Annotated in this window: 22 protein-coding genes and 1 pseudogene; 19 read left to right on the top strand and 4 right to left on the bottom strand. The window is 68.5% G+C overall.

The window, feature by feature from the left end; translation table 11 throughout:
- Window positions 1-4: 4 nt before the first annotated feature.
- The 5 genes from pufA (at window position 5) to dxs (ending at window position 4,347) form a co-directional block, all read left to right on the top strand.
- Entirely contained in the window at window positions 5-175 is a 171-nt protein-coding gene (gene pufA, locus IM708_RS03550) for a light-harvesting antenna LH1, alpha subunit (RefSeq protein ID WP_209424940.1), read from the top strand.
- A gap of 82 nt (window positions 176-257) precedes the next feature.
- On the top strand, window positions 258-1,106 hold the full coding sequence (gene pufL / locus IM708_RS03545; RefSeq protein ID WP_209424939.1) for a photosynthetic reaction center subunit L: 849 nt from the start codon (window positions 258-260) through the stop codon (window positions 1,104-1,106).
- Window positions 1,099-2,025, top strand: coding sequence for a photosynthetic reaction center subunit M (pufM, locus tag IM708_RS03540; protein WP_209424938.1), 927 nt, complete (start codon window positions 1,099-1,101; stop codon window positions 2,023-2,025). The genes pufL and pufM overlap by 8 nt, the downstream gene beginning before the upstream one ends.
- A gap of 13 nt (window positions 2,026-2,038) precedes the next feature.
- Window positions 2,039-2,269 carry an RC-LH1 core complex protein PufX gene (gene pufX, locus IM708_RS03535; RefSeq protein ID WP_209424937.1) on the top strand — a complete coding sequence of 77 codons (231 nt, stop codon included), beginning with the start codon at window positions 2,039-2,041 and terminating at the stop codon, window positions 2,267-2,269.
- A 173-nt stretch (window positions 2,270-2,442) separates the two neighbouring features.
- A complete protein-coding gene (gene dxs / locus IM708_RS03530; protein ID WP_209424936.1) occupies window positions 2,443-4,347 on the top strand; it encodes a 1-deoxy-D-xylulose-5-phosphate synthase in 1,905 nt (634 codons plus the stop codon).
- 153 nt (window positions 4,348-4,500) lie between these two features.
- Here dxs and hisN read toward each other — a convergent pair whose 3' ends face one another.
- Together hisN and IM708_RS03520 are read right to left on the bottom strand one after the other, a co-directional pair.
- Window positions 4,501-5,307, bottom strand: coding sequence for a histidinol-phosphatase (gene hisN, locus IM708_RS03525; RefSeq protein WP_209424935.1), 807 nt, complete (start codon window positions 5,305-5,307; stop codon window positions 4,501-4,503).
- Between the two features lie 92 nt (window positions 5,308-5,399).
- Complete coding sequence (locus IM708_RS03520; RefSeq protein WP_209424934.1) at window positions 5,400-5,762, bottom strand: helix-turn-helix transcriptional regulator; 363 nt, start codon at window positions 5,760-5,762, stop codon at window positions 5,400-5,402.
- A gap of 408 nt (window positions 5,763-6,170) precedes the next feature.
- Between IM708_RS03520 and IM708_RS03515 the strand changes: the two genes are divergently transcribed.
- The 3 genes and pseudogenes from IM708_RS03515 (at window position 6,171) to bhcC (ending at window position 8,821) form a co-directional block, all read left to right on the top strand.
- Window positions 6,171-7,136, top strand: coding sequence for an NADPH:quinone oxidoreductase family protein (locus tag IM708_RS03515; protein ID WP_209424933.1), 966 nt, complete (start codon window positions 6,171-6,173; stop codon window positions 7,134-7,136).
- Window positions 7,137-7,433: 297 nt separating this feature from the next.
- Window positions 7,434-7,646, top strand: a pseudogene (locus IM708_RS03510) (threonine/serine dehydratase); the annotation flags it as partial.
- 11 nt (window positions 7,647-7,657) lie between these two features.
- Window positions 7,658-8,821, top strand: coding sequence for a 3-hydroxy-D-aspartate aldolase BhcC (gene bhcC, locus IM708_RS03505; RefSeq protein WP_209424931.1), 1,164 nt, complete (start codon window positions 7,658-7,660; stop codon window positions 8,819-8,821).
- 27 nt (window positions 8,822-8,848) lie between these two features.
- On the opposite strand, the gene IM708_RS03500 is transcribed toward bhcC, so the two are convergent.
- Window positions 8,849-9,604: a helix-turn-helix domain-containing protein gene (locus IM708_RS03500; RefSeq protein ID WP_209424930.1), complete on the bottom strand. Its 756-nt coding sequence runs from the start codon at window positions 9,602-9,604 to the stop codon at window positions 8,849-8,851.
- Here IM708_RS03500 and IM708_RS03495 point away from each other — a divergent pair.
- Both IM708_RS03495 and IM708_RS03490 read left to right on the top strand, forming a co-directional pair.
- The gene (locus IM708_RS03495; RefSeq protein ID WP_209424929.1) at window positions 9,593-10,435 is read left to right on the top strand and encodes an RNA polymerase factor sigma-32; all 843 of its coding nucleotides are present in this window, start codon (window positions 9,593-9,595) and stop codon (window positions 10,433-10,435) included. The genes IM708_RS03500 and IM708_RS03495 overlap by 12 nt on opposite strands.
- A 79-nt stretch (window positions 10,436-10,514) precedes the next feature.
- A complete protein-coding gene (locus IM708_RS03490; protein WP_209424928.1) occupies window positions 10,515-10,937 on the top strand; it encodes a hypothetical protein in 423 nt (140 codons plus the stop codon).
- A 218-nt stretch (window positions 10,938-11,155) separates the two neighbouring features.
- Here IM708_RS03490 and secA read toward each other — a convergent pair whose 3' ends face one another.
- Window positions 11,156-13,861 carry a preprotein translocase subunit SecA gene (gene secA, locus IM708_RS03485; RefSeq protein ID WP_209424927.1) on the bottom strand — a complete coding sequence of 902 codons (2,706 nt, stop codon included), beginning with the start codon at window positions 13,859-13,861 and terminating at the stop codon, window positions 11,156-11,158.
- A gap of 188 nt (window positions 13,862-14,049) precedes the next feature.
- Here secA and IM708_RS03480 point away from each other — a divergent pair, with 188 nt between their 5' ends.
- The 9 genes from IM708_RS03480 to IM708_RS03440 all read left to right on the top strand — a co-directional run bounded on the left by IM708_RS03480 (window position 14,050) and on the right by IM708_RS03440 (window position 25,205).
- The gene (locus IM708_RS03480) at window positions 14,050-14,907 is read left to right on the top strand and encodes a peptidylprolyl isomerase (protein WP_209424926.1); all 858 of its coding nucleotides are present in this window, start codon (window positions 14,050-14,052) and stop codon (window positions 14,905-14,907) included.
- Between the two features lie 74 nt (window positions 14,908-14,981).
- Window positions 14,982-16,316, top strand: coding sequence for a bifunctional glutamate N-acetyltransferase/amino-acid acetyltransferase ArgJ (gene argJ, locus IM708_RS03475; RefSeq protein ID WP_209424925.1), 1,335 nt, complete (start codon window positions 14,982-14,984; stop codon window positions 16,314-16,316).
- A 58-nt stretch (window positions 16,317-16,374) separates the two neighbouring features.
- On the top strand, window positions 16,375-16,773 hold the full coding sequence (locus IM708_RS03470) for a (deoxy)nucleoside triphosphate pyrophosphohydrolase (RefSeq protein WP_348524935.1): 399 nt from the start codon (window positions 16,375-16,377) through the stop codon (window positions 16,771-16,773).
- A 93-nt stretch (window positions 16,774-16,866) separates the two neighbouring features.
- Entirely contained in the window at window positions 16,867-18,063 is a 1,197-nt protein-coding gene (kynU, locus tag IM708_RS03465) for a kynureninase (RefSeq protein ID WP_209424923.1), read from the top strand.
- A 222-nt stretch (window positions 18,064-18,285) separates the two neighbouring features.
- Window positions 18,286-19,125 (top strand): tryptophan 2,3-dioxygenase, encoded by an 840-nt coding sequence (gene kynA / locus IM708_RS03460; RefSeq protein ID WP_209424922.1) that lies wholly within the window; start codon window positions 18,286-18,288, stop codon window positions 19,123-19,125.
- Window positions 19,126-19,286: 161 nt separating this feature from the next.
- The gene (locus IM708_RS03455) at window positions 19,287-19,916 is read left to right on the top strand and encodes a L,D-transpeptidase (RefSeq protein ID WP_209424921.1); all 630 of its coding nucleotides are present in this window, start codon (window positions 19,287-19,289) and stop codon (window positions 19,914-19,916) included.
- Window positions 19,917-19,999: 83 nt separating this feature from the next.
- Window positions 20,000-20,515: a (2Fe-2S)-binding protein gene (locus IM708_RS03450; protein ID WP_209424920.1), complete on the top strand. Its 516-nt coding sequence runs from the start codon at window positions 20,000-20,002 to the stop codon at window positions 20,513-20,515.
- Between the two features lie 3 nt (window positions 20,516-20,518).
- Window positions 20,519-22,759, top strand: coding sequence for a molybdopterin cofactor-binding domain-containing protein (locus IM708_RS03445; protein WP_209424919.1), 2,241 nt, complete (start codon window positions 20,519-20,521; stop codon window positions 22,757-22,759).
- A gap of 292 nt (window positions 22,760-23,051) precedes the next feature.
- Window positions 23,052-25,205, top strand: a complete 2,154-nt coding sequence (locus IM708_RS03440) for an EAL domain-containing protein (RefSeq protein WP_209424918.1) — start codon at window positions 23,052-23,054, stop codon at window positions 25,203-25,205.
- Window positions 25,206-25,257 lie beyond the last annotated feature (52 nt).

The following is a 25,257-nucleotide window of genomic DNA, read 5'->3' as shown; positions in this document are numbered from 1 at the left end:
AAGCATGAGCAAGTTCTACAAGATCTGGCTGATCTTCGACCCGCGTCGCGTTTTCGTGGCGCAGGGGGTGTTTCTGTTTCTGCTGGCGGTGATGATCCATCTCGTCCTGCTGAGCACGCCCTCCTACAACTGGTTGAACATCGCCGCGACGAAATACGATCGCCCGATGCAGTGACCGATCCAGGGCGGGCGGCACGGTCGCCCGCCTTGATACCAAGATGACGGCCCAGGGGCCGCCGAGCCAAGCGGAGGGAAGCATGGCATTGCTCAGCTTCGAGCGAAAATACCGCGTGCCGGGCGGCACGCTTGTCGGCGGGAACCTGTTCGACTTCTGGGTCGGGCCGTTCTACGTCGGCTTCTTCGGGGTCACGACGATCTTCTTCGCCGTGCTGGGCACGCTCCTGATCTTCTGGGGGGCGTCGCTGCAGGGGGAATGGAGCCCCTGGCTGATCACGATCAACCCGCCGCCCCTGGAATACGGGCTGGGCGCGGCGCCGCTGCGCGAGGGCGGGCTCTGGCAGATCGTGACGATCTGCGCGCATGGCGCCTTCATCAGCTGGCTTCTGCGCGAGGTCGAGATCTGCCGAAAGCTGGGCATGGGATTTCACGTCCCCTTCGCCTTCGGTGTGGCGATCTTCGCCTATACGACGCTGGTGGTGATCCGCCCGATCCTGATGGGGGCCTGGGGCTATGCCTTTCCCTACGGGATCTGGACGCATCTCGATTGGGTGTCGAACGTCGGCTATACCTACGGGAATTTCCACTACAACCCGGCGCACATGATCGCGGTGACGTTCTTTTTCACCACCGCGCTGGCGCTGGCGCTGCATGGCGGGCTGGTCCTGTCGGCGGCCAATCCCAAGAAGGGCGAGCGGATGAAGACGCCCGACCACGAGGACACCTTCTTCCGCGACCTGATCGGTTATTCGGTGGGCCCCCTGGGGATCCACCGGCTGGGGCTGCTTCTGGCGCTGAACGCCGGGTTCTGGTCGGCGATCTGCATCGTCATCTCGGGCACGATCTGGTTCGACCAGTGGGTGTTCTGGTGGGATTGGTGGCTCGATCTGCCCTGGTGGCGCGATATCGCGGGAGGCGTCAATGGCTGAGTATCAGAACATCTTCACGCAGGTGCAGGTCCGCGCCGCGCCCGAAATGGGCATGGTCGAGGGGGTCGAGCTGGAGAACCGCACGCGCGGGGCGAGGTTCTCGAACCTCGCGGGCTGGTTCGGCAACGCGCAACTGGGTCCGGTCTACCTGGGCACGATGGGCGTGATCAGCCTGGCCACCGGGACGATCTGGTTCGTCATGGTCGGCATGTGGTTCTGGTGGCAGGCGGGGTTCAACCCGGCGGTGTTCCTGCGCGACCTCTTCTGGCTGTCGCTGGACCCGCCGGGGCCGGAATGGGGCCTGCGCTTTCCGCCGCTGGCGCAGGGGGGGTATTTCCTCATCGCCTCGTTCTTCCTGCTGATCAGCGTGATGACCTGGTGGGTCCGCACCTGGCTCCGGGCCGAGGCGCTGGGCATGGGCAAGCACGTCGCCTGGGCCTTCGCGTCGGCGATCTGGCTCTTTCTGGTGCTGGGGTTGTTCCGCCCGGTCCTGATGGGGTCGTGGTCCGAGGCGGTGCCCTACGGCATCTTCACCCATCTCGACTGGACCAACCTCTTCAGCCTGACCTACGGCAACCTCTTCTACAATCCGTTCCACGCGCTCTCGATCGTGTTCCTCTATGGCTCGGCGCTGCTCTTTGCCATGCACGGGGCGACGATCCTGGCGGTCAGCCGTTTCGGCGGCGACCGGGAGCTGGAGCAGATCGTCGACCGCGGCACCGCGGCCGAGCGGGCGGCGCTCTTCTGGCGCTGGACGATGGGCTTCAATGCCACGATGGAGGGGATCCATCGCTGGGCCTGGTGGTTCGCGGTGCTGACCACGCTGACCGGCGGGATCGGCATCCTGCTGACCGGCACGGTGGTCGACAACTGGTTCGTCTGGGCGCAGGAGCGCGGCTACGCGCCCAGCTATGACTGAGGGAGGCAAAGCGATGAGCGACCTTGACTATACCGGCCAGACACGCGCACAGCGCCTGCGCTCCTGGATCCTGTCGGAAATGCTGCGCGGGGCCGGCTATGCCGCGGCGGTGGTGCTGGCGATCGGGCTGATCCTGGGCGCGATCCGGGTGGTGGCTTGGTTCCTGCCCGAGGACAGCCAGAACGCGCCGCCGCCGATGCCCTTCAGCCAGGTACTGCCCGAAGCCGAAACCCGGCTGGGTTGAGACTTCGCCATCGGGGCGGGCGGCGGCAGAACCGCCCCCCCTACGGTGTTCGGGACACAGCCGCCCCGGACGTCGGGCCAGTTGCGCCCGGTTCCCTTTCCTGTTGGCAACAGGAAACTGGTGCCGTGCGGGCCTGCCCCACGGCACCTTTTTTCCTTTCGAAGGAGCAGACGATGTCCCCCACCCCGCTTCTCGACCGCGTCGCCGGCCCGCACGACCTGCGCGCGCTCGACGATACCGAACTGGCCGCGCTGTCGGACGAATTGCGCGCCGAGGTGATCTCCGCCGTCAGCCGCACCGGCGGGCATCTTGGTTCCTCGCTGGGGGTGGTCGAACTGACCGTCGCGCTGCACGCAGTCTTCCGCACGCCCTTCGACAAGCTGATCTGGGACGTCGGCCACCAGTGCTATCCGCACAAGATCCTGACCGGGCGGCGGCACCGCATGGACGGGCTGCGCCAGGGCGGCGGCATCTCCGGCTTCACCAAGAGGTCCGAAAGCGAACATGACCCGTTCGGCGCGGCGCACAGCTCCACCTCGATCTCGGCCGCTTTGGGCTTCACGGTGGGGCGCGACATGGGCCAGCCCACGGGCGACGCCATCGCTGTCATCGGCGACGGCTCGATCACCGCCGGCATGGCCTACGAGGCGCTCAACAACGCCGGGGCCGAGGGGCGCAGGCTTTTCGTGATCCTCAACGACAACGACATGTCCATCGCCCCGCCCGTCGGCGCGATGAGCGGCTATCTGCGCAAGCTGGGCGCGACGCCGCCGGCACTGGCGCTGCGCGACCTGGCGGCGGGTTTCGAAGCCGCGCTGCCGGCGCCCCTGCGCGATCACGCGCGCCGCACGCGCGCCATGCTGACCGGCCAGCCGGGCAGCGCCACGCTGTTCGAGGATCTGGGCTTCACCTATCTCGGCCCTATCGACGGCCATTCCATGCCCGAACTGCTGGCCACCTTGCGCGCGGTGCGCGCGCAGGCCACCGGCCCGGTGCTGATCCATGCCCGCACCGTCAAGGGCAAGGGGTATGCCCCGGCCGAGGCGTCGCAATGCTGCTATCACGGCGTGTCGAAATTCGACCTCGCCACCGGCGCGCAGGCCAAGGGCGGCGCCAACGCGCCCAGCTATACCGGCGTCTTCGGCAAGGCGCTGACCGAGGCCGCGGCCCGCGACCCCAAGCTGGTCGCGGTCACCGCCGCCATGCCCGGCGGCACGGGCCTCGACATCATGGCAAAGCGCTTTCCGCGCCGAGTCTTTGACGTGGGCATCGCCGAGCAGCACGCGGTGACCTTTGCCGCCGGCATGGCGGCCGCCGGATTGCGCCCGTTCTGCGCGATCTACTCGACCTTCCTGCAGCGCGGCTACGACCAGATCGTGCATGACGTGGCGCTGCAGGGCCTGCCGGTGCGCTTTGCCATCGACCGCGCGGGGCTGGTGGGTGCGGACGGTGCGACCCATGCCGGGGCCTTCGACGTGGCGTACCTTTCGAACCTGCCGGGCTTCACCGTCATGGCCGCGGGGGACGAGGCCGATCTGATCCGCATGGTCGCCACTGCCGCCGCGCATGACGCCGGCCCCATCGCCTTCCGCTTTCCACGCGGCGAAGGCGTGGGGGTCGACATGCCCGACTTCGGCGAGGTGCTGGAGATCGGCAAGGGCCGCGTGCTGGCCGAGGGCAGCCATGTCGCCTTCCTGTCCTTTGGCGCCCATCTGGACGAGGTCCGCCGCGCCGCCGAACTGCTCGCCCGGCGCGGCATCACCGTGACCCTGGCCGATGCGCGCTTCGCCAAACCCCTGGATACCGATCTGATCGGCCAGCTCGCGCGCCATCATGCCGCGCTGATCACCGTCGAACAGGGCGCGCAGGGCGGCTTCGGCGCGATGGTGCTGCACCATCTGGCCAATACCGGCGCGCTGGACCGCGGTCTGACGGTGCGCACGGTGACGCTGCCGGATCGGTTCATCGACCAGGCCAGCCCGGCGCAGATGTACGAACAGGCGGGCATGTCGGCGGCAGCCATCGCGCGGCGCGCGCTGGACGCCCTGGGCGTGGCGACGGTGGCGCGGGCGGTCTGAAAACCGCGCCGGCCAGAAGTTTCATTGCGGTTAACGCCGGATTTTTCGCAAGCGGTTTCAATGGCTTGCGAAAGTGTGCACGCGTGCACACCTTGCGCGGAAATCATCCCCTCAGGGGCTTTGGGGGGCCGTGCGGCCAGACCGATCGCCGGGTCAGCCTTGCAGCAGCGCCAGCGCCTCGGCATGGATTTCCCGGTTCGCGGCGGCCAGCACCTGCCCGCCCGCATGCGCCGGGCCGCCGTGCCAGTCGGTGACGATCCCGCCCGCGGCCTCGATCACCGCCAGCGGGGCGGCGATGTCATAGACATGCAGCCCGGCCTCGATCACCAGGTCGATCTGGCCGGCCGCCAGCAAGGCATAGGCATAGCAATCCATCCCGTACCGCACGAGCCGGACCCGGTCGCGCACGCGCTCGAACGCGGCGCGTTCCGCGTCGGTGCCGATCTCGGGGAAGGTGGTGTAGAGCACCGCCTGTTCCAGCGGCCTTGGCCGCCGCGTGACCAGACGCGACCGGCCATGCGGCCCCTCGCAGGCGGCTTCGCCCAGCCCGCCCCAGAACCGCTCGCCGATATAGGGTTGGTCGATCAATCCCAGCATCGGCCCCTCGGTATCGGCCAACGCGATCAACACGCCCCAGGTCGGCGTGCCCGAAAGATACCCGCGCGTGCCGTCGATCGGATCGATGATCCAGGTCAGGCCGCTGGTGCCGGGCGTCAGGCCCTGCTCCTCGCCCAGGACCGCGTCCTGCGGGCGACGTTCCGCCAGTGCGGACCGAATCGCGGCTTCTGCCGCGCGGTCCGCCGCGGTGACCGGGTCGAAGTGCAAAGCATTCTTGCTGCTCACGTCCAGGTCGGTGCTGCGGAAGAATTGCAGCGTGACCGGACGCGCGATATCGGCCAAGGCATGCGCTGTTCGCCACAAGTCGGCGGTCAGCGCGCCGGAATAGCTTCGGCCGTTCATCGCGAGCCCTCCATCGGAGCGGCCCGCAGACGCGCCGCGGCAGGCTTCTAGCCTGTGCGACCCGCCGGGTTCAAGGGCACTGCGCCAACGGCTCAGGCCGCGTCGGACAGCACGCGCGCGAGATCGAACAGGCGACGACGCTGGGTCTCGGGGATCGTGTAGTAGGTGCGCACCAGTTCGAGGGCTTCCTTGTTCGACAGGATGTCCGCGTCGAGTTCGGCCGCGACGCCGTCCCCCGAGTCGAGGCCTTCGAAGAAGAAGCTGACCGGCACGTTGAGCGTATGGGCGATATCCCAAAGCCGCGATGCGCTGACACGGTTCATGCCCGTCTCGTACTTCTGGATCTGCTGGAACTTGATGCCGACCGCATCGGCGAGTTGCTGCTGGGTCATTCCCACCATCCAGCGACAGTGACGGATCCGCTTGCCGACATGCTCATCAACAGGGTGTTTCACGCTATTCTCCTCGTTATTCAGACGTGTGCTTCAGCAAGGCTTTCGGCAGGATGCGGATCGCCTCATCCCACCTACCAAGCACGTTTCGTGCCAATTTCGCTGCGCAGGAGAATAATTCGCGCTTCTTTGGGATTTTCCAGCATTCGGCGGTGAATATGGTGGGTTCTCTCCCGGCGCGCGCTGGCGTTAACCATAAAACCGGGGCGAGTGTTGCTCGAGTCGCAAACAATCTACGCGTGTTTTCGCAAAATGCGAAGCATTTTACGATCAACCTGCGCGTGTATTCGCGAAATGCAACTCTCGTCGTTGCAAAACGTTTGATCGCTTTACGTTACGTCAGCCGACGATCATGCTGGCAGGCGCCGCGGATACGCGCCAAGTCACACAGGTCAACCAAAAGGAGCAAGCATGCGCGCTTTCGTCCTGTCCGACATCGACAGTCCACCCGCATTGACCGACGTGCCGCTGCCTGTGCCCGGCGCGGGTAAGGTCCGGTTGAAGATTCGTGCCTGTGGGCTGAATTTTGCTGACCTTCTGATGACCCGGGGCCAGTATCAGGAGCGTCCCGCGCTGCCCTTCGTCATGGGGATGGAGGTTGCGGGCGAGGTCGACGCGCTGGGAGCCGGTGTGTCGGGGCTGGTTGCCGGCCAGCGCGTCGCGGCATTCGGCGGGCAGGGCGGCCTGGCCGAGTACGGGTGCTTTCCCGCGGATCGCTGCGTGCCCCTGCCCGATGCGATGCCTTTCGAGGAAGCGGCGGGTTTCATCGTCGCCTACGGGACCTCGCATGTCGCGCTGGGCCAGCGGGCGCGGTTGCGGGAGGGGGAAACGCTGCTGGTGCTGGGCGCCGCCGGCGGCGTGGGGCTGACCGCCGTGCAGATCGGCAAGCTGATGGGCGCGCGTGTCGTGGCCGTGGCGCGCGGCGCCGAGAAGCTGGTGGTGGCCCGGGCGGCGGGTGCGGACGTCCTGATCGACAGCGACGGGGCGGATCTGCGCGCGGCTTTCAAGGATCTGGGGGGCGTGGACGTGGTCTATGATGCGGTCGGCGAGCCCGCCGCGACGGCGGCGCTGCGCGCCCTCAACCCCGAGGGGCGGTTCGTGGTGATCGGCTTCGCCGGGGGGCAGGTGCCGCAGTTCCCGGCGAATATCCTGCTGGTCAAGAACCTGGATGTGATCGGCTTCTACTGGGGCGGCTACATGGCGTTCCGGCCGCAGGTGATCCGCGCCTCGCTGGGTCGGCTGCTGGCCTGGTACGCCGAGGGGCGGCTGGCGCCGCATGTGAGCCACACCCTGCCGCTTGAGCGTGCGGGGGAGGGGCTGGAGCTGCTGAGCAGCCGGAAATCGACCGGCAAGGTGGTGGTCACGATGCCCGGTTGAGGTACGGGCCGAAGCCGGAAAGTGGGTCGGTCCAAGCTTGGACGATCGCGCAACGCATTGTTTTGGAATGCAAAGCGTTTTTTTTGTTAACTGAATTTTAACCCTATTCAGTGGCCTGGCGGTCGCCCGAGGCATTGGCGGCGATGGCGGGCGCGCGGGGGGCTGCTCGCCCCCCGCACCCCCTCGCAAGGGGGGCGTACGCGCCCCCCTTGACCCCCCGAGCGCCGAGAACGTGAGGACAGGATGCAGGCGCCGGTCCTGGATATTCCGACATGCGACGACGTCTTCGCCACGCACAGCCTCAAGGCGGGGAGGATTATTGCCGACCTTGCGCCCGAGACCGTCGACTACGGGCGGAAGGTGCCGTTGAAAGACGGGACATGGCATTTCCCGCCCCGCCATGTCACCGATATCATGACGAACCCCGGGGTCTTTCGCGCTAGGCGCGTGGGCGTCATCATCACCGGTGGCCATGTCGATCCGGACCGCCGACCCCGGATCACCCCCTGACGGAGGCGAGAATGACTTCAGCGACAAAACTCGACGGGCTGGACGTGGGCTACGACATTCCCGCCCTGCCGGGGATGCGCGAGGGCGATATCCAGACGCCCTGCCTGCTGCTGGACCTGGACGCGCTGGAGCGCAACATCCGCAAGATGGGCGACTACGCCCGGGCCCACGGCATGCGCCTTCGGGTGCATGGCAAGATGCACAAGTCGGTCGACGTGGCGAAGCTGCAGATGGAACTGGGTGGCGCCTGCGGCGTCTGTTGCCAGAAGGTGAGCGAGGCCGAGGTTTTCGCGCGCGGCGGCATTTCGGACGTGATGCTGTCGAACCAGGTGCGCGATCCGGCCAAGATCGACCGGCTGGCGCGGCTGCCGAAGCTGGGCGCGCGCACGCTGGTCTGCGTGGACGACCCGGCCAATCTCGCCGATCTTTCGGAGGCGGCGGTCCGGCATGGCACGACGCTTGAATGCCTGGTCGAGATCGACTGCGGGGCCGGCCGGTGCGGGGTGACCACGACCCCTGACGTCGTCAAGATCTCACGGGCGATCGAGGCCGCGCCGGGGCTGAAGTTCGCCGGGCTGCAGGCCTATCAGGGGGCGATGCAGCATCTGGAAAGCTACGCCGACCGCAAGGCCAAGGTTGATGTCGCGGTCGCGATGGTGACGGACGCGGTCGCGGCGCTGAAAGCCGAGGGGCTGGACTGCGATGTCGTTAGCGGCGGCGGTACCGGCAGCTATCCGTTCGAATCGAGCAGCGGCGTCTATAACGAGCTGCAATGCGGCTCCTACGCCTTCATGGACGCGGACTACGGGCGCATCCTGGACAGCGACGGCAACCGGATCGACGCGGGCGAGTGGGAGAACGCGCTGTTCCTGCTGACCTCGATCATGAGCCATGCCAAGGCCGACAAGGCGATCTGCGACGCCGGGCTGAAGGCGCAGTCGGTGGATTCCGGCCTGCCCGTCGTCTTCGGCCGCGACGACGTGACTTACGTGAAATGCTCGGACGAGCATGGCGAGATCGCGGACCCGGCCGGCGTGCTGGCGGTGAACGACAAGCTGCGCCTGGTGCCGGGACATTGCGACCCGACCTGCAACCTGCACGACTGGTACGTCGGCGTGCGCGGCGGCAGGGTCGAGGTGGTCTGGCCGGTCAGCGCGCGCGGCAAGGTGTATTGAGGGCAGTAGCTTGCCCGCGCGCGCGATCTAGCGCGGCGCGGAGAGGTTCGCGGGCGCGAAGTCGGCGCAGAGCGCGCGCATCTCGGACTCGGCCAGCAGGGACTGCGTGCAGCGGCAGTAGGCCGGCCCGTCAAGGGACGTGTCGCAGTGGCCACAATCCACGCAGTTGCCGAAGATCGGCGCCGCGCGCAGCCGCGACATGCCGCCCGTCAGCCGCGAGAGGGCGGTGGCAAGCGCTCTGCGGTCCTCAGCGGGAAGCGTGTCGATCAGGGTGCCGAGCGCGCCCAGGGGATCCTCGGCCAGGCGCGCGTGGCCGGCCGGCGTGACCTCGAAAAGCGCGGAGCGGCCGTCCTGTTCGTTCGGGCGCCGCTCCAGCAGGCCGAGGGCGACGAGGGATTTCACCGTTTGCGAGGCGGTGCCGCGCGTTGTCGCGTGAAATTCGGAGAAGGCCGAGGGGGTGCGCGAGAAGCGGTTGGCGCGTGCAAAATAGCGCAGCGCGGTCCATTGCGCGGGGGTCAGCCCATCCTCGCGCGCGTTGCCGTGGACGAGGCGCGCGAGGTGCACGACCTGTTCCGCCAGTTCGACGGCGGTGGCGGGCGCAGCGGGTGCCGGCGCGCGAAGGGGCGAAGTGAACTCGGTCATCAAGCGGAGGTAGTCGCGGCACTGTGGCTTGACAAGGACGGGGGCCGATAGTAGCGATACGATATCAATTGCGCGCAAGGCGCTACCATATTGTAGCGTGACCTGGCGCGGCAGCAGGAAGGCCAGCAGATGGGACTGCACGACCCGCATATCCGCCGCTACATCCGCGCCTCGATGGCCGAGGAGATCCTGGATGCGCCCACCGAGACGGCCCTTGCGATCGCGTGGCGCGACAAGCGGGACGAGGCGGCGCTGCATCGGCTGATCACCGCGTATTCCCGGCTGGCGGTGTCGTTCGCGGGCCGGTTCCGCCGGTATGAAGTGCCCTACGAGGATCTGATCCAGCAGGGCAACCTGGGGCTGATGCGCGCGGCCGAGAAGTTCGACCCCGAGAATGGCGCGCGGTTTTCGACCTATGCCGCCTGGTGGATCCGCGCGTCGATGCAGGACTATGTCATGCGCAACTGGTCGATGGTCCGCACGGCGACCAATGCCAACCAGAAGAAGCTGTTCTTCCATCTGCGCCGCATGCTGCAGCGCGCCGCCGTCGATGGCGATTCGAGCGAGCCGGTGACGCAGCGGATCGCGCGCGAGTTGCAGGTCAGCGAGGCGCAGGTCGAGCTGATGATGGGCCGCATGTCCGGTCCCGACCTGTCGCTGGATGCGCCGCAGTCGAGCGACGAGGACGGGCGCGCCTGGGTCGAGACGATCGAGGATGACGCGCCGGCGACCGAGACCACGGTGCTGGCGCAGATCGAGACGTCGCGGCAGCGGCGGGCGCTCTATCAGGCGGTGGCGGAACTGCCGCCGCGCGAACGCCGGATCGTGGCGGCGCGGCACCTGGCCGACGAGCCGGTGACGCTGGCCGAGCTGGGCGCGGAGATGGGCATTTCGAAAGAGCGGGTGCGCCAGCTTGAGGAGCGCGCGCTGGGGCGACTGACCGCCAGCTTGCGGGAGCCCGAGCCGGCGTGATCGGTGGGCGTTGGGGCATCACGAACATCTGTAACGCAGTATGGATGGCGCTTGCGGCGCGCGCGGGCTAGCAAGGCGCATGTTCGACTCGCGTGTATCAAGGCCAGAAGCCGACCGGGCCGGGGCAACGGCGTTGCGCCGGATGTCGCAGCTGGGGCTGGTGGCGGGGTTCATCCTGGCGGCGGTGGTGGGCGTGCTGACGCTGACCCCTGTGCCGGCGCCGCAGGTGCCGCAGGGCTTCCAGTTCGACAAGGTCTATCACCTGATCGCGTTCGCGGCGGTGGTGTTCCCGGTGATCGCGACGGGGCCGCGCCGCTGGGTCTGGGTGGTGCCGCTGGCGATGGTCTATGGCGGCGCGATCGAGATCATCCAGCCCTATGTGAACCGCGAGCGTGAGTTGATGGACTTCGTCGCCAACTGCCTTGGCGTGATGCTGGGCACGCTGGCCGGGTTCCGCGTGAACCGGCGCCTGTCGGCCTGGTTCGGCGCGCGGGCGGTTTGAGGCCGGACGGCGCAGGTGTTCGAATGCGAACACTTCGGCAAGCCGATGATTCAGAAGCAGAAAATCCGAAAATTAACCGCAATGAAACGTTTGCGTCGGCCTCGGTTCAGGCCCCGAAGCGCGCGATAGCGCGCGTGAAAAGCCCCGCCCCGCGCCGGGTCGCGGTGTCCGGTCTTCGATGACGGAAGGCTGCCGGGACGGCCGCCGGGGGCTGGCCGTCAGGCCAGCCGCCCGTGGCAATGCTTGAACTTCTTGCCCGACCCGCAGGGGCAGGGGTCGTTGCGCCCCGGGTTGCCCCAGGTCGACGGGTCGTTCTCGTCGAAACCTTCGACCAGCGCGGGCCCCTCGGGCGTGATCCGTGGCAGATCAACGGGCGTCGCCAGCTTGCCCTCGGCGGCGGCGGCGGCGCGCATCTGGGCCATCATCTGCTGCTGTTCGTCCTGGCTGAGCGGGCGGATGCGGGCCAGTTTCTGCGTGACGTCCTCGCGCAGCGCGGTCAGCATCTGGTCGAAGAGGACGAAGGCCTCGGTCTTGTATTCGTTCAGCGGGTCGCGGGCGGCGTAGCCGCGGAAATTCACCGCCGAGCGCAGGTGTTCCAGCGTGACGATATGTTCGCGCCATTTGCCGTCGATCGACTGCAGCAGAAGCTGCTTCTCGATCGTGCGCATCGACTCGGGGCCGAACGCTTCTTCCTTTTCGGCCATCATCTTGTCGGCGGCTTCCCACAGGCGTTCGCGCACGGCTTCCTGATCGACGCCGTCCTCTTCGGCCCAGTCGGTGACCGGCATCTCCAGGTTCAGGAATTCCTTGACCGCATCCTGCAGCCCCTCGGCGTCCCACTGATCGGCATAGGTGTTCGGCGGCATATGCTTGGTGACCAGATCCTCGATCATCGAATGGCGCATGTCGGTCACGGTTTCCGACAGATCCTCGGCGCGCAGGATGTCCAGCCGCTGTTCGAAGATCACGCGGCGCTGGTCGTTCATGACGTTGTCGAACTTCAGCAGCGTCTTGCGGATGTCGAAGTTGCGCGCCTCGACCTTGCCCTGCGCCTTTTCCAGCGACTTGTTGACCCAGGGGTGAACGATCGCCTCGCCTTCCTTCATGCCCAGTGTCGACAGTACCTTTTCCAACCGCTCGGAACCGAAGATGCGCATCAGGTCGTCTTCGAGCGACAGGAAGAACGAGGACCGCCCCGGGTCGCCCTGACGGCCCGACCGGCCGCGCAGCTGGTTGTCGATGCGCCGGCTCTCGTGCCGTTCGGTGGCAAGCACGAACAGGCCGCCGGCGTCGAGCACCTTCTTGCGCTCCTCGGCGTGCTCGGCCTCGATCCGGGTGCGGGTCTCGGCGGGGTCGGCCTCGGGGTCCTCGGCCAGCGCCTCCAGCACCTGCATCTCGACGTTGCCGCCAAGCTGGATGTCGGTGCCGCGGCCTGCCATGTTGGTGGCGATGGTGACCGCCCCGACCTTGCCGGCATCGGCGACGATCTGGGCTTCCTTCTCGTGCTGGCGGGCGTTCAGGACGTTGTGCGGGATGCCGGCATTGGTCAGCATCGCCGCCAGTTCCTCGGACTTCTCGATCGATGTGGTACCGACCAGGATCGGCTGGCCGCGGCCGTTGGCTTCCTTGATCGCCTCCATGATGCCGTCGAACTTCTCGCGCGCGGTCTTGAAGACCTGGTCGTGTTCGTCGACGCGGGCGATGGGCATGTTGGTGGGGATCTCGACCACGCCGAGGTCGTAGATTTCCTTGAACTCCTCGGCCTCGGTGGAGGCGGTGCCGGTCATCCCGGCGAGTTTTTCATAAAGGCGGAAGTAGTTCTGGAAGGTGACCGAGGCCATGGTCACGTTCTCGGGCTGGATCGCGACACCTTCCTTGGCCTCGACCGCCTGGTGCAGCCCGTCGGAAAGGCGCCGGCCCTGCATCATGCGGCCGGTAAATTCGTCGATCAGCACGATCTGGTTGTCGCGCACGATGTAATGCTGGTCCTTGAACAGCATCTTGTGCGCGCGCAGGGCCTGGTTGACGTGATGCACCAGCGTCGTCGATTCCGGATCGTAGAGCGTGCGCCCCTCGCCCAGAAGCTCGGCCTCGCGCAGCTTGTCCTCGATGAAGTCGGTGCCCGCCTCGGTATAGTTGCAGACGCGCTGCTTCTCATCGAGGGTGTAGTGGCTTTCCTCCAGCAGCGGCATCAGCTTGTCGACCTTCTGGTAAAGGTCCGAACGATCCTGCGACTGCCCCGAGATGATCAGCGGCGTGCGCGCCTCGTCGATGAGGATCGAGTCGACCTCGTCGACGATGGCGAAGGCGTGGCCGCGCTGGTACATCTGCGCGAGGTCGGTCTTCATGTTGTCGCGCAGGTAGTCGAAGCCCAGCTCGTTGTTGGTGGCATAGGTGATGTCGGCGGCGTAGGCCTCCTTCTTCTCGTCATCCGGCTGGTGGGGGATGATCACCCCGGTGGTCATGCCGAGCCGGGCATAGACCTTGCCCATCCAGCCGGCGTCGCGCTTGGCCAGATAGTCGTTGACGGTGACGATATGCACGCCGCGCCCGCCGAGCGCGTTCAGATAGGCCGGGAAAGTTGCGACCAGGGTCTTGCCCTCGCCGGTCTTCATCTCGGCGATGTTGCCCTGGTGCAGGAAGATGCCGCCGATCAGTTGCACGTCGAAGGCGCGCAGCCCCAGCGCCCGGCGCGCGGCCTCGCGGCAGTTGGCGAAGGCCTCGGGCAGCAGCGCATCGAGGCTCTCGCCCTCGGCATGGCGCTTCTTCAGCTCCTCGGTCTTGGCGATCAGCTCGGCGTCGGCTTTCGCCTGGAACTCGGGCTCGAGCGCGTTGATCCGCTGAACCAGCGGGCGGACGGCCTTCACCTTCCGGTCATTCGGGGTGCCGAATACTTTACGGCTCAGGGTGCCAAGGCCCAACATCTGTTCTCCGCTCGCAATCGCATGAACGTCTCAAGCACGTTCCGGGGGTTGTGGGCTGGCGGGCGGTTGCCTTAGAAGCAGGGCGAACCGGGCCGCCACGCCAGCCAAAAGTCAGCCAGCGATGTAAGGGCCGGCCCCGTGGGAGTCAATTGCGCGCGCCCGCACCGCGCGCGCCGAGGAGGCATCGAATGCGCAGAAACACGACCTTTCTTTCCGCCGCGGCGCTGGCCGTGACCCTGGCACTGCCGGTCCAGGCCCAGGATGCGCCGGACGCCGCCACGGTGCTGGCCCGCGTCGGCGAGGCCGAGATCACGCTGGGCCACGCGCTGGCCCTGCGCGAGCAGTTGCCGGAGCAGTTCCTCAGCGTGCCAGATACCACGCTGTTTCCCGCCATCGTCGAGCAACTGATCGAGCAGGAACTGCTGCACCAGCACAAGGCCGACGACCTGACCCGCCGCCAGCGCAGCATGCTGGACAACGAGGTGCGCAACTTCACCGCCAACGCCGCGCTGAGCGAGGTCGCCATCGCCGCCGCCAGCGACGAGGCGATCGCCGCCGCCTATGAGGCCTTCGCCGCCGAGTTCGGGCAGGGCGAGCCCGAGACCGAATACAACGCCGCCCATATCCTGGTGCAGAGCGAAGCCGAGATCGAGGAGGTCGCGGCCGAACTCGACGGCGGGCGGCCGTTCGACGAGGTGGCGCGCGAACGCTCCATCGACGGGTCGGCGCAGTCGGGCGGCGATCTGGGCTGGTTCGGCGAGGGCGTCATGATCCCGGCCTTCGAGGCGGCGGTGATGGAGCTGGAACCCGGCGAGGTCTCGCCGCCCATCGAGACGCAGTTCGGCTGGCATATCGTGCGGCTGATCGACCGGCGCGACGCGCAGGTGCCGCCGCTGGAGGAGGTGCGCGAGGATCTCTCGGGCGAGATCCAGCGCGAGGCCGCGCGCGCCTTCGTCGAGGAATTGCGCGCCGCCGCCGAGGTCGAGAACCTCGCCACCGACATGGACCCGTCGATCCTGGGCCAGCGCGAGCTTCTGGACGACTGAGCGCGCGCCGCGTATGAACGGCGGGCCCGTCCCCATGTCGGGGGGGGCCTTTTCGATGCGGCGTGGGGGTGGACATGGCGAACCGGCACAAGACCAAGGCGAAGAAGTGGAAGTCCCGGGCGAAGTCGTTGCGCGCCCGCCTGTCCGAGGCCCTGCTGCCGAAGAAGACCGCGGCGGTCTCGCCTCTGGCCCCGAAGGACGGGTTTCCCGATCTGACGGTCATCGCCGGCGCCGAATTCGCCGCGATCGAGGCCGGCGTGCGCTACAAGGGGCGGCTCGACGTGATGCTCGCGCGGCTGGCGCCGGGCACGGTCGTTGCCGGCAGCTTCACCCGCTCGCAGACCCGCTCCGCTGCGGTGCGTGACTGCCAGGACAAGATCGCGCAGACCGCCGACGCCGCCAAGGGCGCCGCGATCCTGGTCAATTCCGGCAATTCCAACGCCTTCACCGGCGCCCGCGGGCAGGCCGCGGTCGAGGCCCTCTGCGCGCAGCTGGCCGAACGGACCGGGCTGCCGGCGTCGCGCGTCTTCACCGCCTCGACCGGGGTGATCGGCGAGCCGCTGCCGCACGAGCGGATCAGCGCCAAGATCGACGACCTGATCGCCGGCCTGTCGCCCGAGGCGCTGCCGCAGGCGGCGCGCGCGATCATGACCACCGACACCTTCCCCAAGGGCGCGGTCGCCGAGATCGAGATCGACGGCAAGACCGTGCGCATCGCCGGGATCGCCAAGGGGTCGGGGATGATCGCGCCCGACATGGCGACGATGCTGGTCTACATCTTCACCGATATCGGCCTGCCGCAGAAGGGGCTGCAATCCATGGTCACCCGGCTGACCGACCGGACCTTCAACTGCATCACCGTGGACAGCGACACCTCCACCTCGGACACGCTGATCGTCGCCGCGACGGGCCAGAGCGGCGCGACGCTGTCGGACATGCGCGCGGCATCGGCCAAGGCCTTCGAGAAGGCGCTGGCCGATGTCATGCTGAACCTTGCGCATCAGGTCGTGCGGGACGGCGAGGGGGCGACCAAGTTCGTCGAGATTGCGGTGACCGGCGCCGAGAACGACGACGACGCCAAGCGCTGCGCGCTGGCCATCGCCAACTCGCCCCTGGTCAAGACCGCCCTGGCCGGCGAGGACCCGAACTGGGGCCGCATCGTCATGGCGGTGGGCAAGTCGGGCGCCGCGGCCGACCGCGACAAGCTGGCGATCTTTTTCGGCGATATCACCGTGGCGACTGATGGGATGGTCGATCCGGACTACGCGGAAGCGGCGGGCGCGGCCTACATGAAGCAGGACGAATTGCAGATCGGCGTCGACCTCGGCCTCGGCAAGGGCAGCGCCACGGTCTGGACCTGCGACCTGACGCATCGCTATGTCGAGATCAACGCCGACTACCGGTCCTGACATGCCGGCGCATCCGTCCCCAGGCATGCCGGTTTCCGGGGCAGAACCCCGGCCCCATGTGAGGGTCGTGCTGGTTGCGGCGGTGGCGCTGATCGACCCCGATGGCCGCGTGCTGCTGGCCCTGCGGCCCGAGGGCAAGTCGATGGCGGGCCTGTGGGAATTTCCCGGCGGCAAGGTCGAACCCGGCGAAACGCCCGAAGCCGCGCTGATCCGCGAGTTGCACGAGGAACTGGGCATCGACACCTGGGCGTCGTGCCTCGCGCCGCTGACCTTTGCCAGCCACGCCTACCCGGATTTCCACCTGCTGATGCCGCTTTTCGCCTGCCGCAAATGGGCCGGCACGCTGCACCCGCGCGAGGGGCAGGCGCTGAAATGGGTGCGTCCCGCCAGTTTGCGCGATTACCCGATGCCGCCCGCCGACCTGCCCCTGATCCCGGTGCTGCGGGACTGGCTGTGAAGGCCGCGCAGGCGACGGGTCAAGATAATTCAAGCTTGAAATAATACCGGGTCGGCGCTATCCTGCGCCACGCCCCCTGATCGCGAGTCCGCCATGACAACCGACTTCGCCCGCACCCGCGCGCTTTTCGATCTGCCCGAGGGCGTGATCTACCTCGACGGCAATTCGCTGGGGCCGCTGCCCCGAGGTGTCCGGGACCGGGTGGCCCGCACCATCACCGACGAATGGGGCCAGATGCTGATCACCGGCTGGAACCGCGCCGGCTGGATGGACATGCCCGCCCGCATCGGCGACCGGATCGCGCGGCTGATCGGGGCCGAGGCGGGCCATGTGGTGATGGGCGATACGCTGTCGATCAAGGTTTTTCAGGCGCTGGCCGCGGCGCTGGACATGCGCCCCGACCGGCGGGTGATCCTGTCCGATACCGGCAACTTCCCCTCCGACCTCTACATGGCCGAGGGGCTGTGCGGGATGCTGAAGCAGGGATACACGCTGCGCACCGTCGCGCCCGAGGCGGTCGAGGATGCCATCGACGAGAGCGTCGCGGTCCTGATGCTGACCGAGGTCGACTACGGCACGGGCCGGCGCCACGACATGCCGCGGCTGACCGCGAAGGCGCAAGAAGCGGGCGCGCTGGCGGTCTGGGATCTGGCGCATTCGGCCGGCGCGACCGACGTGAAGGTGGCCGAGGGGGGCGCCGATTTCGCCGTGGGCTGCACCTACAAGTACCTCAATTCCGGCCCCGGCGGCCCGGCCTTCATCTACGTCGCACCGCGCCATGCCGACCGCGCGGTGCCGGCGCTGTCGGGCTGGCTGGGCCACGAGGCGCCCTTTGCCTTCGACCTCGACTACCGCCCCGGCGCGGGGATCGAGCGGATGCGCGTGGGCACGCCGCCGGTCCTGCAGCTGGCCGCGCTCGATGCCGCGCTGGATGTCTGGGACGGGGTCGAGATCGCCGATTTGCGCGCGCGCTCGCTGGAACTGACCGACGCCTTCATCGCCGGCGTCGAGGATGCCTGCCCCGACCTGGACCTGGCCACGCCGCGCGACCATGCGCGGCGTGGCAGTCAGGTCAGCTTCCGCCATCCCGAGGGTTACGCGATCATGCAGGCGCTGATCGCGCGCGGCGTGATCGGCGATTTCCGCGCACCCGATATCCTGCGCTTCGGCTTCACGCCGCTCTTCATCGGGCTTGACGATGTTGCGCGGGCCGTCGCCGTGCTGGCCGAGGTGATGGAGAGCCGCGCCTGGGACCGCGCCGAATACCGCCAGCGGGCGCGCGTGACATGAGCGGGGCCGCTACGCCGCGAGCGCAAGGCAGGGGGGCGCTGCCCCCCTCTTCGCTGCGCGAATTCACCCCCCGGGATATTTGTGGACAGATGAAGCCTGCCGGGTTGCCGCCGCTCTGCCGGCCGGCGGGCTGGGTCGCGCTCTGGCGGCGGTTGGCGCGGATCGGGGCGCCGGACGCGCGCTGAGGGGGTCCGCCCGCCCCTTTCCGCCATGGAGTGTCCGATGAGCAAGAAACCCTACGACCCCGCGACCGAAGGCGCCGAGATGCGCTTTGACGGGCGCATGTCCTACACCGACTACCTGGGCCTGGACGCGATCCTGAACGCGCAGAAGCCGCTGAGCCAGGCGCATGACGAGATGCTGTTCATCATCCAGCACCAGACATCCGAGTTGTGGATGCGGCTGGCGCTGCACGAGATCGGCGCGGCGCGCGAGCGGCTCGGCCGCGGGGAGTTGCGCCCGGCCTTCAAGATGTTGACGCGGGTGGCGCGGATCTTCGAGCAGCTCAACAACGCCTGGGACGTGCTGCGCACGATGACGCCCAGCGAATACACGCGCTTTCGCGATGATCTGGGCCAATCCTCGGGCTTTCAGTCGTGGCAGTACCGGCTGATCGAATACGCGGTCGGCAACCGCAACCTGGCGATGCTGCGCCCGCATGCCCACCGCGCCGACCTGACCGCGGCGCTGGAGGCGGAGCTTGCCCGCCCGTCGCTTTACGATGTGGCGATCGGCTGCCTCAAGCGCGCGGGTTTCGACATCCCCGCCGAGGTCACGGACCGCGACCTGCGCACGCCCTGGACGCCCCATCCGGCGGTGCAGCAGGCCTGGCTTGCCGTCTACGCCGCGCCGGAGACGCATTGGGAGCTCTACGAGCTGGCCGAGAAGCTGGTCGATTTCGAGGACTACTTCCGCCGCTGGCGGTTCAACCACGTCACCACGGTCGAGCGCGTGATCGGCTTCAAGCGCGGCACCGGCGGCACCGCCGGCGTGCAGTACCTGCGCCGCATGCTGGAGGTGGAGCTTTTCCCCGAACTCTGGCACCTGCGCACGGAGCTTTGAGCGCGCGTCGGGCGGCCGAGCCGGAGCGCCGGTCGCGGCGACATAACTTCGGTCTAGGGGTTTTCCGGCCTGTGGCCAATTTGCACCCATTGGCCCTGGGCGCTGGACCGCCTCCTGCAATTCGGCGATGGTAAAAGCATGTTCATGAGTCGGAGTTTGCAATGGTGATGGTTTCCCGCCGATGGGTTCTGGGCGCGACCGGGGCGCTGGCGGTGGCGGGCTGCGTGATGCGGCCGCCCCCGCCCGAGGTGCCGCCGCTCGACTACGCGGCGCGGCGCGACGGGCCGCATGCGATTCCGGCGATCGACCTGAGCCAGATTCCGGAATGGCTGCATCGTCAGGTCGTGCCGTTCGAGACCGAGGAACCGCCGGGGACGATCGTCATCCGCTCGGACCAGGGGCTTCTGCATCTGGTGCTCGAAGACGGCTATGCGCTGCGCTACGGCATCGGCGTCGGGCGCGAGGGGCTGGGCTGGACCGGCGAGGCCGAGATCTACCGCACCGCGCGCTGGCCCAGCTGGACGCCGACGCCCTCGATGATCGAGCGCGACCCGTCGCTGGAACGCTGGGCGGACGGACAGGCGGGCGGCCCACGCAACCCGCTGGGCGCGCGCGCGCTCTACATGCGCACGATCCCGTCGGGCGTGGACGAGGGGATCCGGATCCACGGCACACCGGAATGGCGGTCGATCGGGCATCGCGCGTCGGCCGGATGTTTCCGCATGCTGCAGCACGACGTGATCGACCTTTACGGGCGCGTCGGGCGCGGCACGCGCGTCGTGGTACTTTGACAGGGGGAACTGGAAATCGCCCGGCAGTTGGCTAAGTCGACCCCTGAGGCGATGCGGCCGGCACCGGGCCGGCAGGAGGTGTCATGGCCCGCAACCTGACGGTCAACGGCGAGATGGTGACGGTGGACGCGGCCGACGACACCCCGCTTCTGTGGGTGCTGCGCGACGAGTTGAACCTGACCGGCACCAAGTTCGGATGCGGCATCGCGGCCTGCGGCGCCTGCACCGTCCACATCGGCGGCGAGGCGGTCCGGTCGTGCCAAGTGGCGCTGGCCGACATCTGGGGCGAGGTCGTCACGATCGAGGGGCTGGCAATGGCCCCCCCAGCCGATCAGCAACCCGATACCGACACGGACGGCCCTCTCCGCACCGGCACGTTGCATCCCGTGCAGGATGCCTGGATACGCAACCAGGTGGCGCAATGCGGCTATTGCCAGTCCGGCCAGATCATGCAGGCGGTGGCGCTGCTGGCCGAGGTGCCCGATCCCAGCGACGCCGAGATCGACGAATGGATGGCCGGCAACCTGTGCCGCTGCGGCACCTACAGCCGGATCCGCGACGCGATCCACGAGGCCGCCGAAACCCTGCGGCGGGCCTGATCCATGGCGCGCGCGGGACAGATCGCCCGGCGGACCTTTCTGGTCGGGTCCGTCGCCATCGCCGGCGGTGCGGCCTTCGGTGTCTGGAAGCTGACCAGACCGGTCGAGAACCCCCTGCGCCCGGTCGAGGGGGTCAGCCTCAATCCCTTCCTGATCATCGACGCAAGCGGCGTGACGCTGGTCGTCGGGCGCGCGGAAATGGGGCAGGGCGCGCAGACGACGCTGGCCGCGCTTCTGGCAGAAGAGCTGGATCTGGCGTGGGAGGCGGTGCGCTTGATCCACGGGCCGGCCTCGGCGGCCTATCACAACGCCGCTTTGGCCGAGATGGGCCTGCCCTTCGCCGATTATGCCATGACCGACATGCAGCACCGGCTTGCCGGGGCCGCCGGGACGGTCAGTCGCGTTTTCGGCCTGCAGATCACCGGCGGCTCGACCTCGATCCGCGACGGCTACGACAGCCTGCGCCTGGCCGGCGCCAGCGCGCGCGAGGCGCTGAAGTCGGTCGCTGCGGACCGGCTGGGCGTTCCGGTCGCCGACCTGCGCACCGAGGCCGGCGCGGTGCTGGCGCCGGACGGCCGGCGGCTGGATTATGCCGCGCTGGCCGAAGCCGCCGCCCGGCGACCGGCGCCGCAGGTGGAGCCCCGCTCGCCCGCAGAATGGCGCCTGCTGGGCCGGTCGCTGCCGCGGCCGGACATGCAGGCCAAGGCGACCGGCGCGGCGATCTATGGCGTCGACATCCGCCTGCCCGGAATGAAATTCGCCACCGTGCGCATGTCGCCGCGCCTGGGCGGGACGATGCGCGGCTTCGATCCGGCCCCCGCCCTGGCGATGCCGGGGGTAGAGCGCGTGATCGACCTGCGCACCGGCATCGCGGTCGTCGCGCGCAACACCTGGACCGCGATCCGGGCGGCCGAGGCGGTGACGATCGACTGGGGCCCGGCCCCCTATCCCGAGACGACCGAGGCGATCTTCGCCCGCATCGCCGAGGCTTTCGACGGCAGGCGCAACTCCCGCCTGCGCAACGACGGCGATATCGAGGAGGCGCTGGAGGGCGCGGAGAGTGTGCTGGAGGTCGAATACCGCCTGCCGTTCCTCGCCCACGCGACGATGGAGCCGATGACGGCGACGGCGCGCTTCACCGGCGATGCGCTGGAACTCTGGACGCCGAACCAGACGCCGCTGGTACAGGCGCGCCTGGCCGCCGAAGCGGTGGGGCTGGACCCCGACCAGGTGACGGTGCACACGCCGTTCCTGGGCGGCGGTTTCGGGCGGCGGCTGGAGGCGGATTATTCGGCGCTGGCGGCGCGGGTCGCGCGCGAAATGCCGGACGTGCCGGTGCAGGTCACCTGGTCGCGGGAAGAGGACATGACCCACGACTTCTACCGCCCCGGCGTCATCGCCCGGATGCGCGGCGTGGTCTCGGCGGGCCGGGCGACGGCGCTGGAGGCGCGGATCGCCGCACCCTCGGTCACGCGGCAGGCGGTGGTGCGGATGACCGGGCTGCCGGCCTTCGGGCCCGACACGGGCCATGTCGAGGGCGCGTTCGATCAGCCCTACGCCATTCCGAACTATCGCGTCGAAGGGTACCTCGCGGATCTGGACATTCCGCTCGGCTTCTGGCGCTCGGTAGGGCACAGCCACAACGGCTTCATCCACGAAAGCTTCGTCGACGAACTGGCCCATGCCGCCGGGCGTGACCCGATGGAATTCCGGCTGGAAGCGATCCGCCCGGAATCCGAGATCGCGGCGAACGTGCTCGACCAGGTGGCGCGGATGTCGGACTGGTTCGGCGAGAGGCCGGCGGGCACGGGGCGCGGCGTCGCCTTCGTCTGGTCCTTCGGCACGCCCGTCGCCCAGGTGATCGAGGTGGTAGACGAGGACGGGCGCATCCGCATCGCGCGGGCCTGGATCGCCTGCGACGTCGGGCGCGCCCTCGACCCCGGGATCGTGCAGGCGCAGATGGAGTCCGGGCTGATCTTCGGACTGTCGGCGGCGGTGCGGGGCGAGATCACCTTCGCGGACGGCGAGGTGCAGGAGCGTAATTTCGACGACTACGACGCGCTGCGCATTTCCGCCGTGCCGCGGATCGAGACGCGGATCCTGCAGGTGCAGGCCCGGTTGGGCGGCGTGGGCGAGCCCGGAACGCCGCCCGCCGCCCCGGCGCTGGCGAACGCGATCTTCGACCTGACCGGCCAGCGCCTGCGCACCCTGCCGCTGGCGCGGCATGTCGATTTCGTGTCCTGACGACCGGCGTTGCAGATCGGCGTTGCAGAAAAGACTCGGTCCCTCCCCGGCAGGCAACATCGCCTTGTGATCGTTGACGGTTGCATGCGTGCAGGATACACTTTCTAGTTGTAGATGGTTGCGGCGATACGCGCTCTCCGACGGGGTCACCGCCTGACGAGCCTTCACGCTGCGCGATCCGTCACGGGCGCGCAGGCCGAGCCAGGCGAGGTGCCGATGAGCCAGTGTCGAGAGGTCTGTGACCGCGGAGCGCGCGCCCCCGACGCCGCGCCCCGCGGACCGGGTGCCCCGCATGCCTGATCGCGCCGATCTCGCGCGCCTGCGGCGCGAGATGGCGATGCTGCGCCAGCGCCAGGGGCAGATGCGGGTCGATCTGGAGGCGCTGAAAGCCGAGCGCGCGCGCTACGCCGCGCTCTTCGAGGAATTGCCGCTGCCGACGCTGGCGCTGGATGCCCGCGGCCGCATCGTCGAGGGGAACGCCGCCGCCCGCCGGCGCTGGTGCGCCGACGACGAGGCCTCCCTTGCGGACCAAAGCGCCTTCGCGCTCTTTGGTGGGCGCGGGCGGGTGGCGCTCTTCGAGGCGATGCGCGCGGGGGCCACGCCCGACCGGGCCGCGCGCCTCATCGGCGATCTGACCATGCGCTGCGACGACGGCCACCCTGTCCCGGCCGAGGCGCATCTGTCGGACCTGCCCTTCGGCGCGGTGAATGCCGCCGAATTCCAACTCGTCGCGGTCGAACGCCCCGATCTGGCCAGCCACGCGCGAGAGCGCACGCTCTATCAGTCGCTGATCGACTCCTCGGCCGCGATGATCTTCGCCTTCGACCTCGACGGGCGCTGCCTTCTGGCCAATTCGGCGATCGCGCGGGAACTGGGCACCAGCCGCACCGCGCTCGAAGCCGGCGCCCTGCCGCCCGCGGCGGCCAGCGCGCATGTCTTCGGCGCACGCGGCAGCGACCATGAGGTCCTGCTTTCCGGGCAACCCCGCGCCTTCTACGCCAACCAGCCGGGCGCACGCGGGCGCAGCTTTCGCATCGACAAGTTTCCGCTGCGCGACGACGCGGGCAAGGTCTACGCGATCGGCGGCATCACCTCGGACCTGTCCGACCGGGTGGAGTGGCAGGCCGCGCTGCAGGCCGCGGTCGCCCGTGCCGAGCGTCTGACCTACCACGATCCCATCACCCATCTGCCCAACCGCGCCTATCTGCACAAGGTCTTGGGCAGCCTGACACTGCAGACCCAGCCGCAGCCCTTCGCCCTGCTGATCCTGGACATCGATGACCTGAAGCTGATCAACGATGCGCACGGCCACCCGGCCGGGGACGCGATCCTCAGGGCCACCGCCGGCCGGCTCGAGGCGGTGACCAGCGCCGGCGGGTTTGCCGCCCGCCTCGGCGGCGGCGAATTCGCCCTCATCCTGCCGACCGAGGATCTGGCCGAGACGCAGGACCAGGCCGCCCGGCTGCGCGCGCGGCTGTCCGAACCGGCGCTGCTGGGCACCGGGGCGCTGCGCAGCGCCTGTTCCATCGGAGTCGCCCAATTCCCCGCGGACGGCCCCGGCGCGGACGCACTGATCCGCGCCGCCAGCGTCGCGCTCTTTCGCGCCAAGTCCCGCGGCCGGGGCGAGATCGCTTGCTTCGAGCCGTCGCTGCTGAAGGTCGTGGACCGGCGCAGCCGCCTGATGGAGGGCCTGCATCGGGTCCTCGACGCCAGCGGGTTCCGCATCGCCTTTCAGCCGAAATTCGCACTCCACGGGCAAAATCGCACCCTCGCCGGGGCCGAGGCGCTGCTGCGCTGGTCCGACCCCGACCTGGGCGAGGTCGGCCCGGACGAGTTCATCGCGCTGGCCGAGACCATCGGCCTCGTCGCCGATATCGACCGCGCGATGGTCACGCTGGTCTTCGAACAGCTTGCGCGCTGGCGCCGCGTCGGGCTGCGCCTGCACATGGCGATCAATGTCTCGACGCTGTCGCTGGCCAGCGAGGGGTTCGCCGCGCATGTCATCGACCAGCTGCGCGAACACCGCCTGACCGCCGATCAGATCCTGTTCGAGATCACCGAAACCGCGCTGATGGAAATCGGCGGCAGCGCCCGCGACGGGATCGAGGCGCTGCGCGCGGCCGGCGTGGAATTCGCCATCGACGACTTCGGCACGGGCTATTCGTCGCTGCGCTACCTGCAGGAACTGCCCCTGCGAGAGGTCAAGATCGACCGCAGTTTCGTCGCCCGGATCGGCAGCGGCAAGCCGCGCGACGAACAGCTGGTCACCGGCATCCTGGGCCTGGCGCACAGTTTCGGGCTGCGCAGCGTCGCCGAAGGCGTCGAGACCGTGGAACAGTTCGACTGGCTGCGCCGCGCGGGGTGCGATCAGGCGCAGGGCTTCTACCTGTCGCACCCGCTGGACGCGGAAGCCTTCGAGGCGCGCTTCCTCAGCCCGGTCGATTGACCGGCTCAGCCCTCGCTCATGCCCTTGGCGCGCGCCGCGGCGGTGTGCGAAT

It is taken from the genome of Pararhodobacter sp. SW119, from assembly GCF_017811755.1.
In the GTDB taxonomy this organism is placed as follows: domain Bacteria; phylum Pseudomonadota; class Alphaproteobacteria; order Rhodobacterales; family Rhodobacteraceae; genus Pararhodobacter.
Note: the sequence above shows the minus strand (reverse complement) of the source record. Positions and strands in the feature narration are given on the sequence as shown.

Coding starts and splice junctions, on each gene's coding strand:
- pufL (WP_209424939.1), top strand. CDS start 258: ATGGCATTGCTCAGCTTCGAGCGAAAATACCGCGTGCCGGGCGGCACG.
- IM708_RS03480 (WP_209424926.1), top strand. CDS start 14,050: ATGCGCAGAAACACGACCTTTCTTTCCGCCGCGGCGCTGGCCGTGACC.
- IM708_RS03490 (WP_209424928.1), top strand. CDS start 10,515: ATGTTCGACTCGCGTGTATCAAGGCCAGAAGCCGACCGGGCCGGGGCA.
- kynA (WP_209424922.1), top strand. CDS start 18,286: ATGAGCAAGAAACCCTACGACCCCGCGACCGAAGGCGCCGAGATGCGC.
- pufX (WP_209424937.1), top strand. CDS start 2,039: ATGAGCGACCTTGACTATACCGGCCAGACACGCGCACAGCGCCTGCGC.
- IM708_RS03440 (WP_209424918.1), top strand. CDS start 23,052: ATGCCTGATCGCGCCGATCTCGCGCGCCTGCGGCGCGAGATGGCGATG.
- IM708_RS03495 (WP_209424929.1), top strand. CDS start 9,593: ATGGGACTGCACGACCCGCATATCCGCCGCTACATCCGCGCCTCGATG.
- dxs (WP_209424936.1), top strand. CDS start 2,443: ATGTCCCCCACCCCGCTTCTCGACCGCGTCGCCGGCCCGCACGACCTG.
- pufM (WP_209424938.1), top strand. CDS start 1,099: ATGGCTGAGTATCAGAACATCTTCACGCAGGTGCAGGTCCGCGCCGCG.
- IM708_RS03445 (WP_209424919.1), top strand. CDS start 20,519: ATGGCGCGCGCGGGACAGATCGCCCGGCGGACCTTTCTGGTCGGGTCC.
- IM708_RS03450 (WP_209424920.1), top strand. CDS start 20,000: ATGGCCCGCAACCTGACGGTCAACGGCGAGATGGTGACGGTGGACGCG.
- argJ (WP_209424925.1), top strand. CDS start 14,982: ATGGCGAACCGGCACAAGACCAAGGCGAAGAAGTGGAAGTCCCGGGCG.
- kynU (WP_209424923.1), top strand. CDS start 16,867: ATGACAACCGACTTCGCCCGCACCCGCGCGCTTTTCGATCTGCCCGAG.
- pufA (WP_209424940.1), top strand. CDS start 5: ATGAGCAAGTTCTACAAGATCTGGCTGATCTTCGACCCGCGTCGCGTT.
- IM708_RS03515 (WP_209424933.1), top strand. CDS start 6,171: ATGCGCGCTTTCGTCCTGTCCGACATCGACAGTCCACCCGCATTGACC.
- IM708_RS03455 (WP_209424921.1), top strand. CDS start 19,287: ATGGTGATGGTTTCCCGCCGATGGGTTCTGGGCGCGACCGGGGCGCTG.
- bhcC (WP_209424931.1), top strand. CDS start 7,658: ATGACTTCAGCGACAAAACTCGACGGGCTGGACGTGGGCTACGACATT.
- hisN (WP_209424935.1), bottom strand. CDS start 5,307: ATGAACGGCCGAAGCTATTCCGGCGCGCTGACCGCCGACTTGTGGCGA.
- secA (WP_209424927.1), bottom strand. CDS start 13,861: ATGTTGGGCCTTGGCACCCTGAGCCGTAAAGTATTCGGCACCCCGAAT.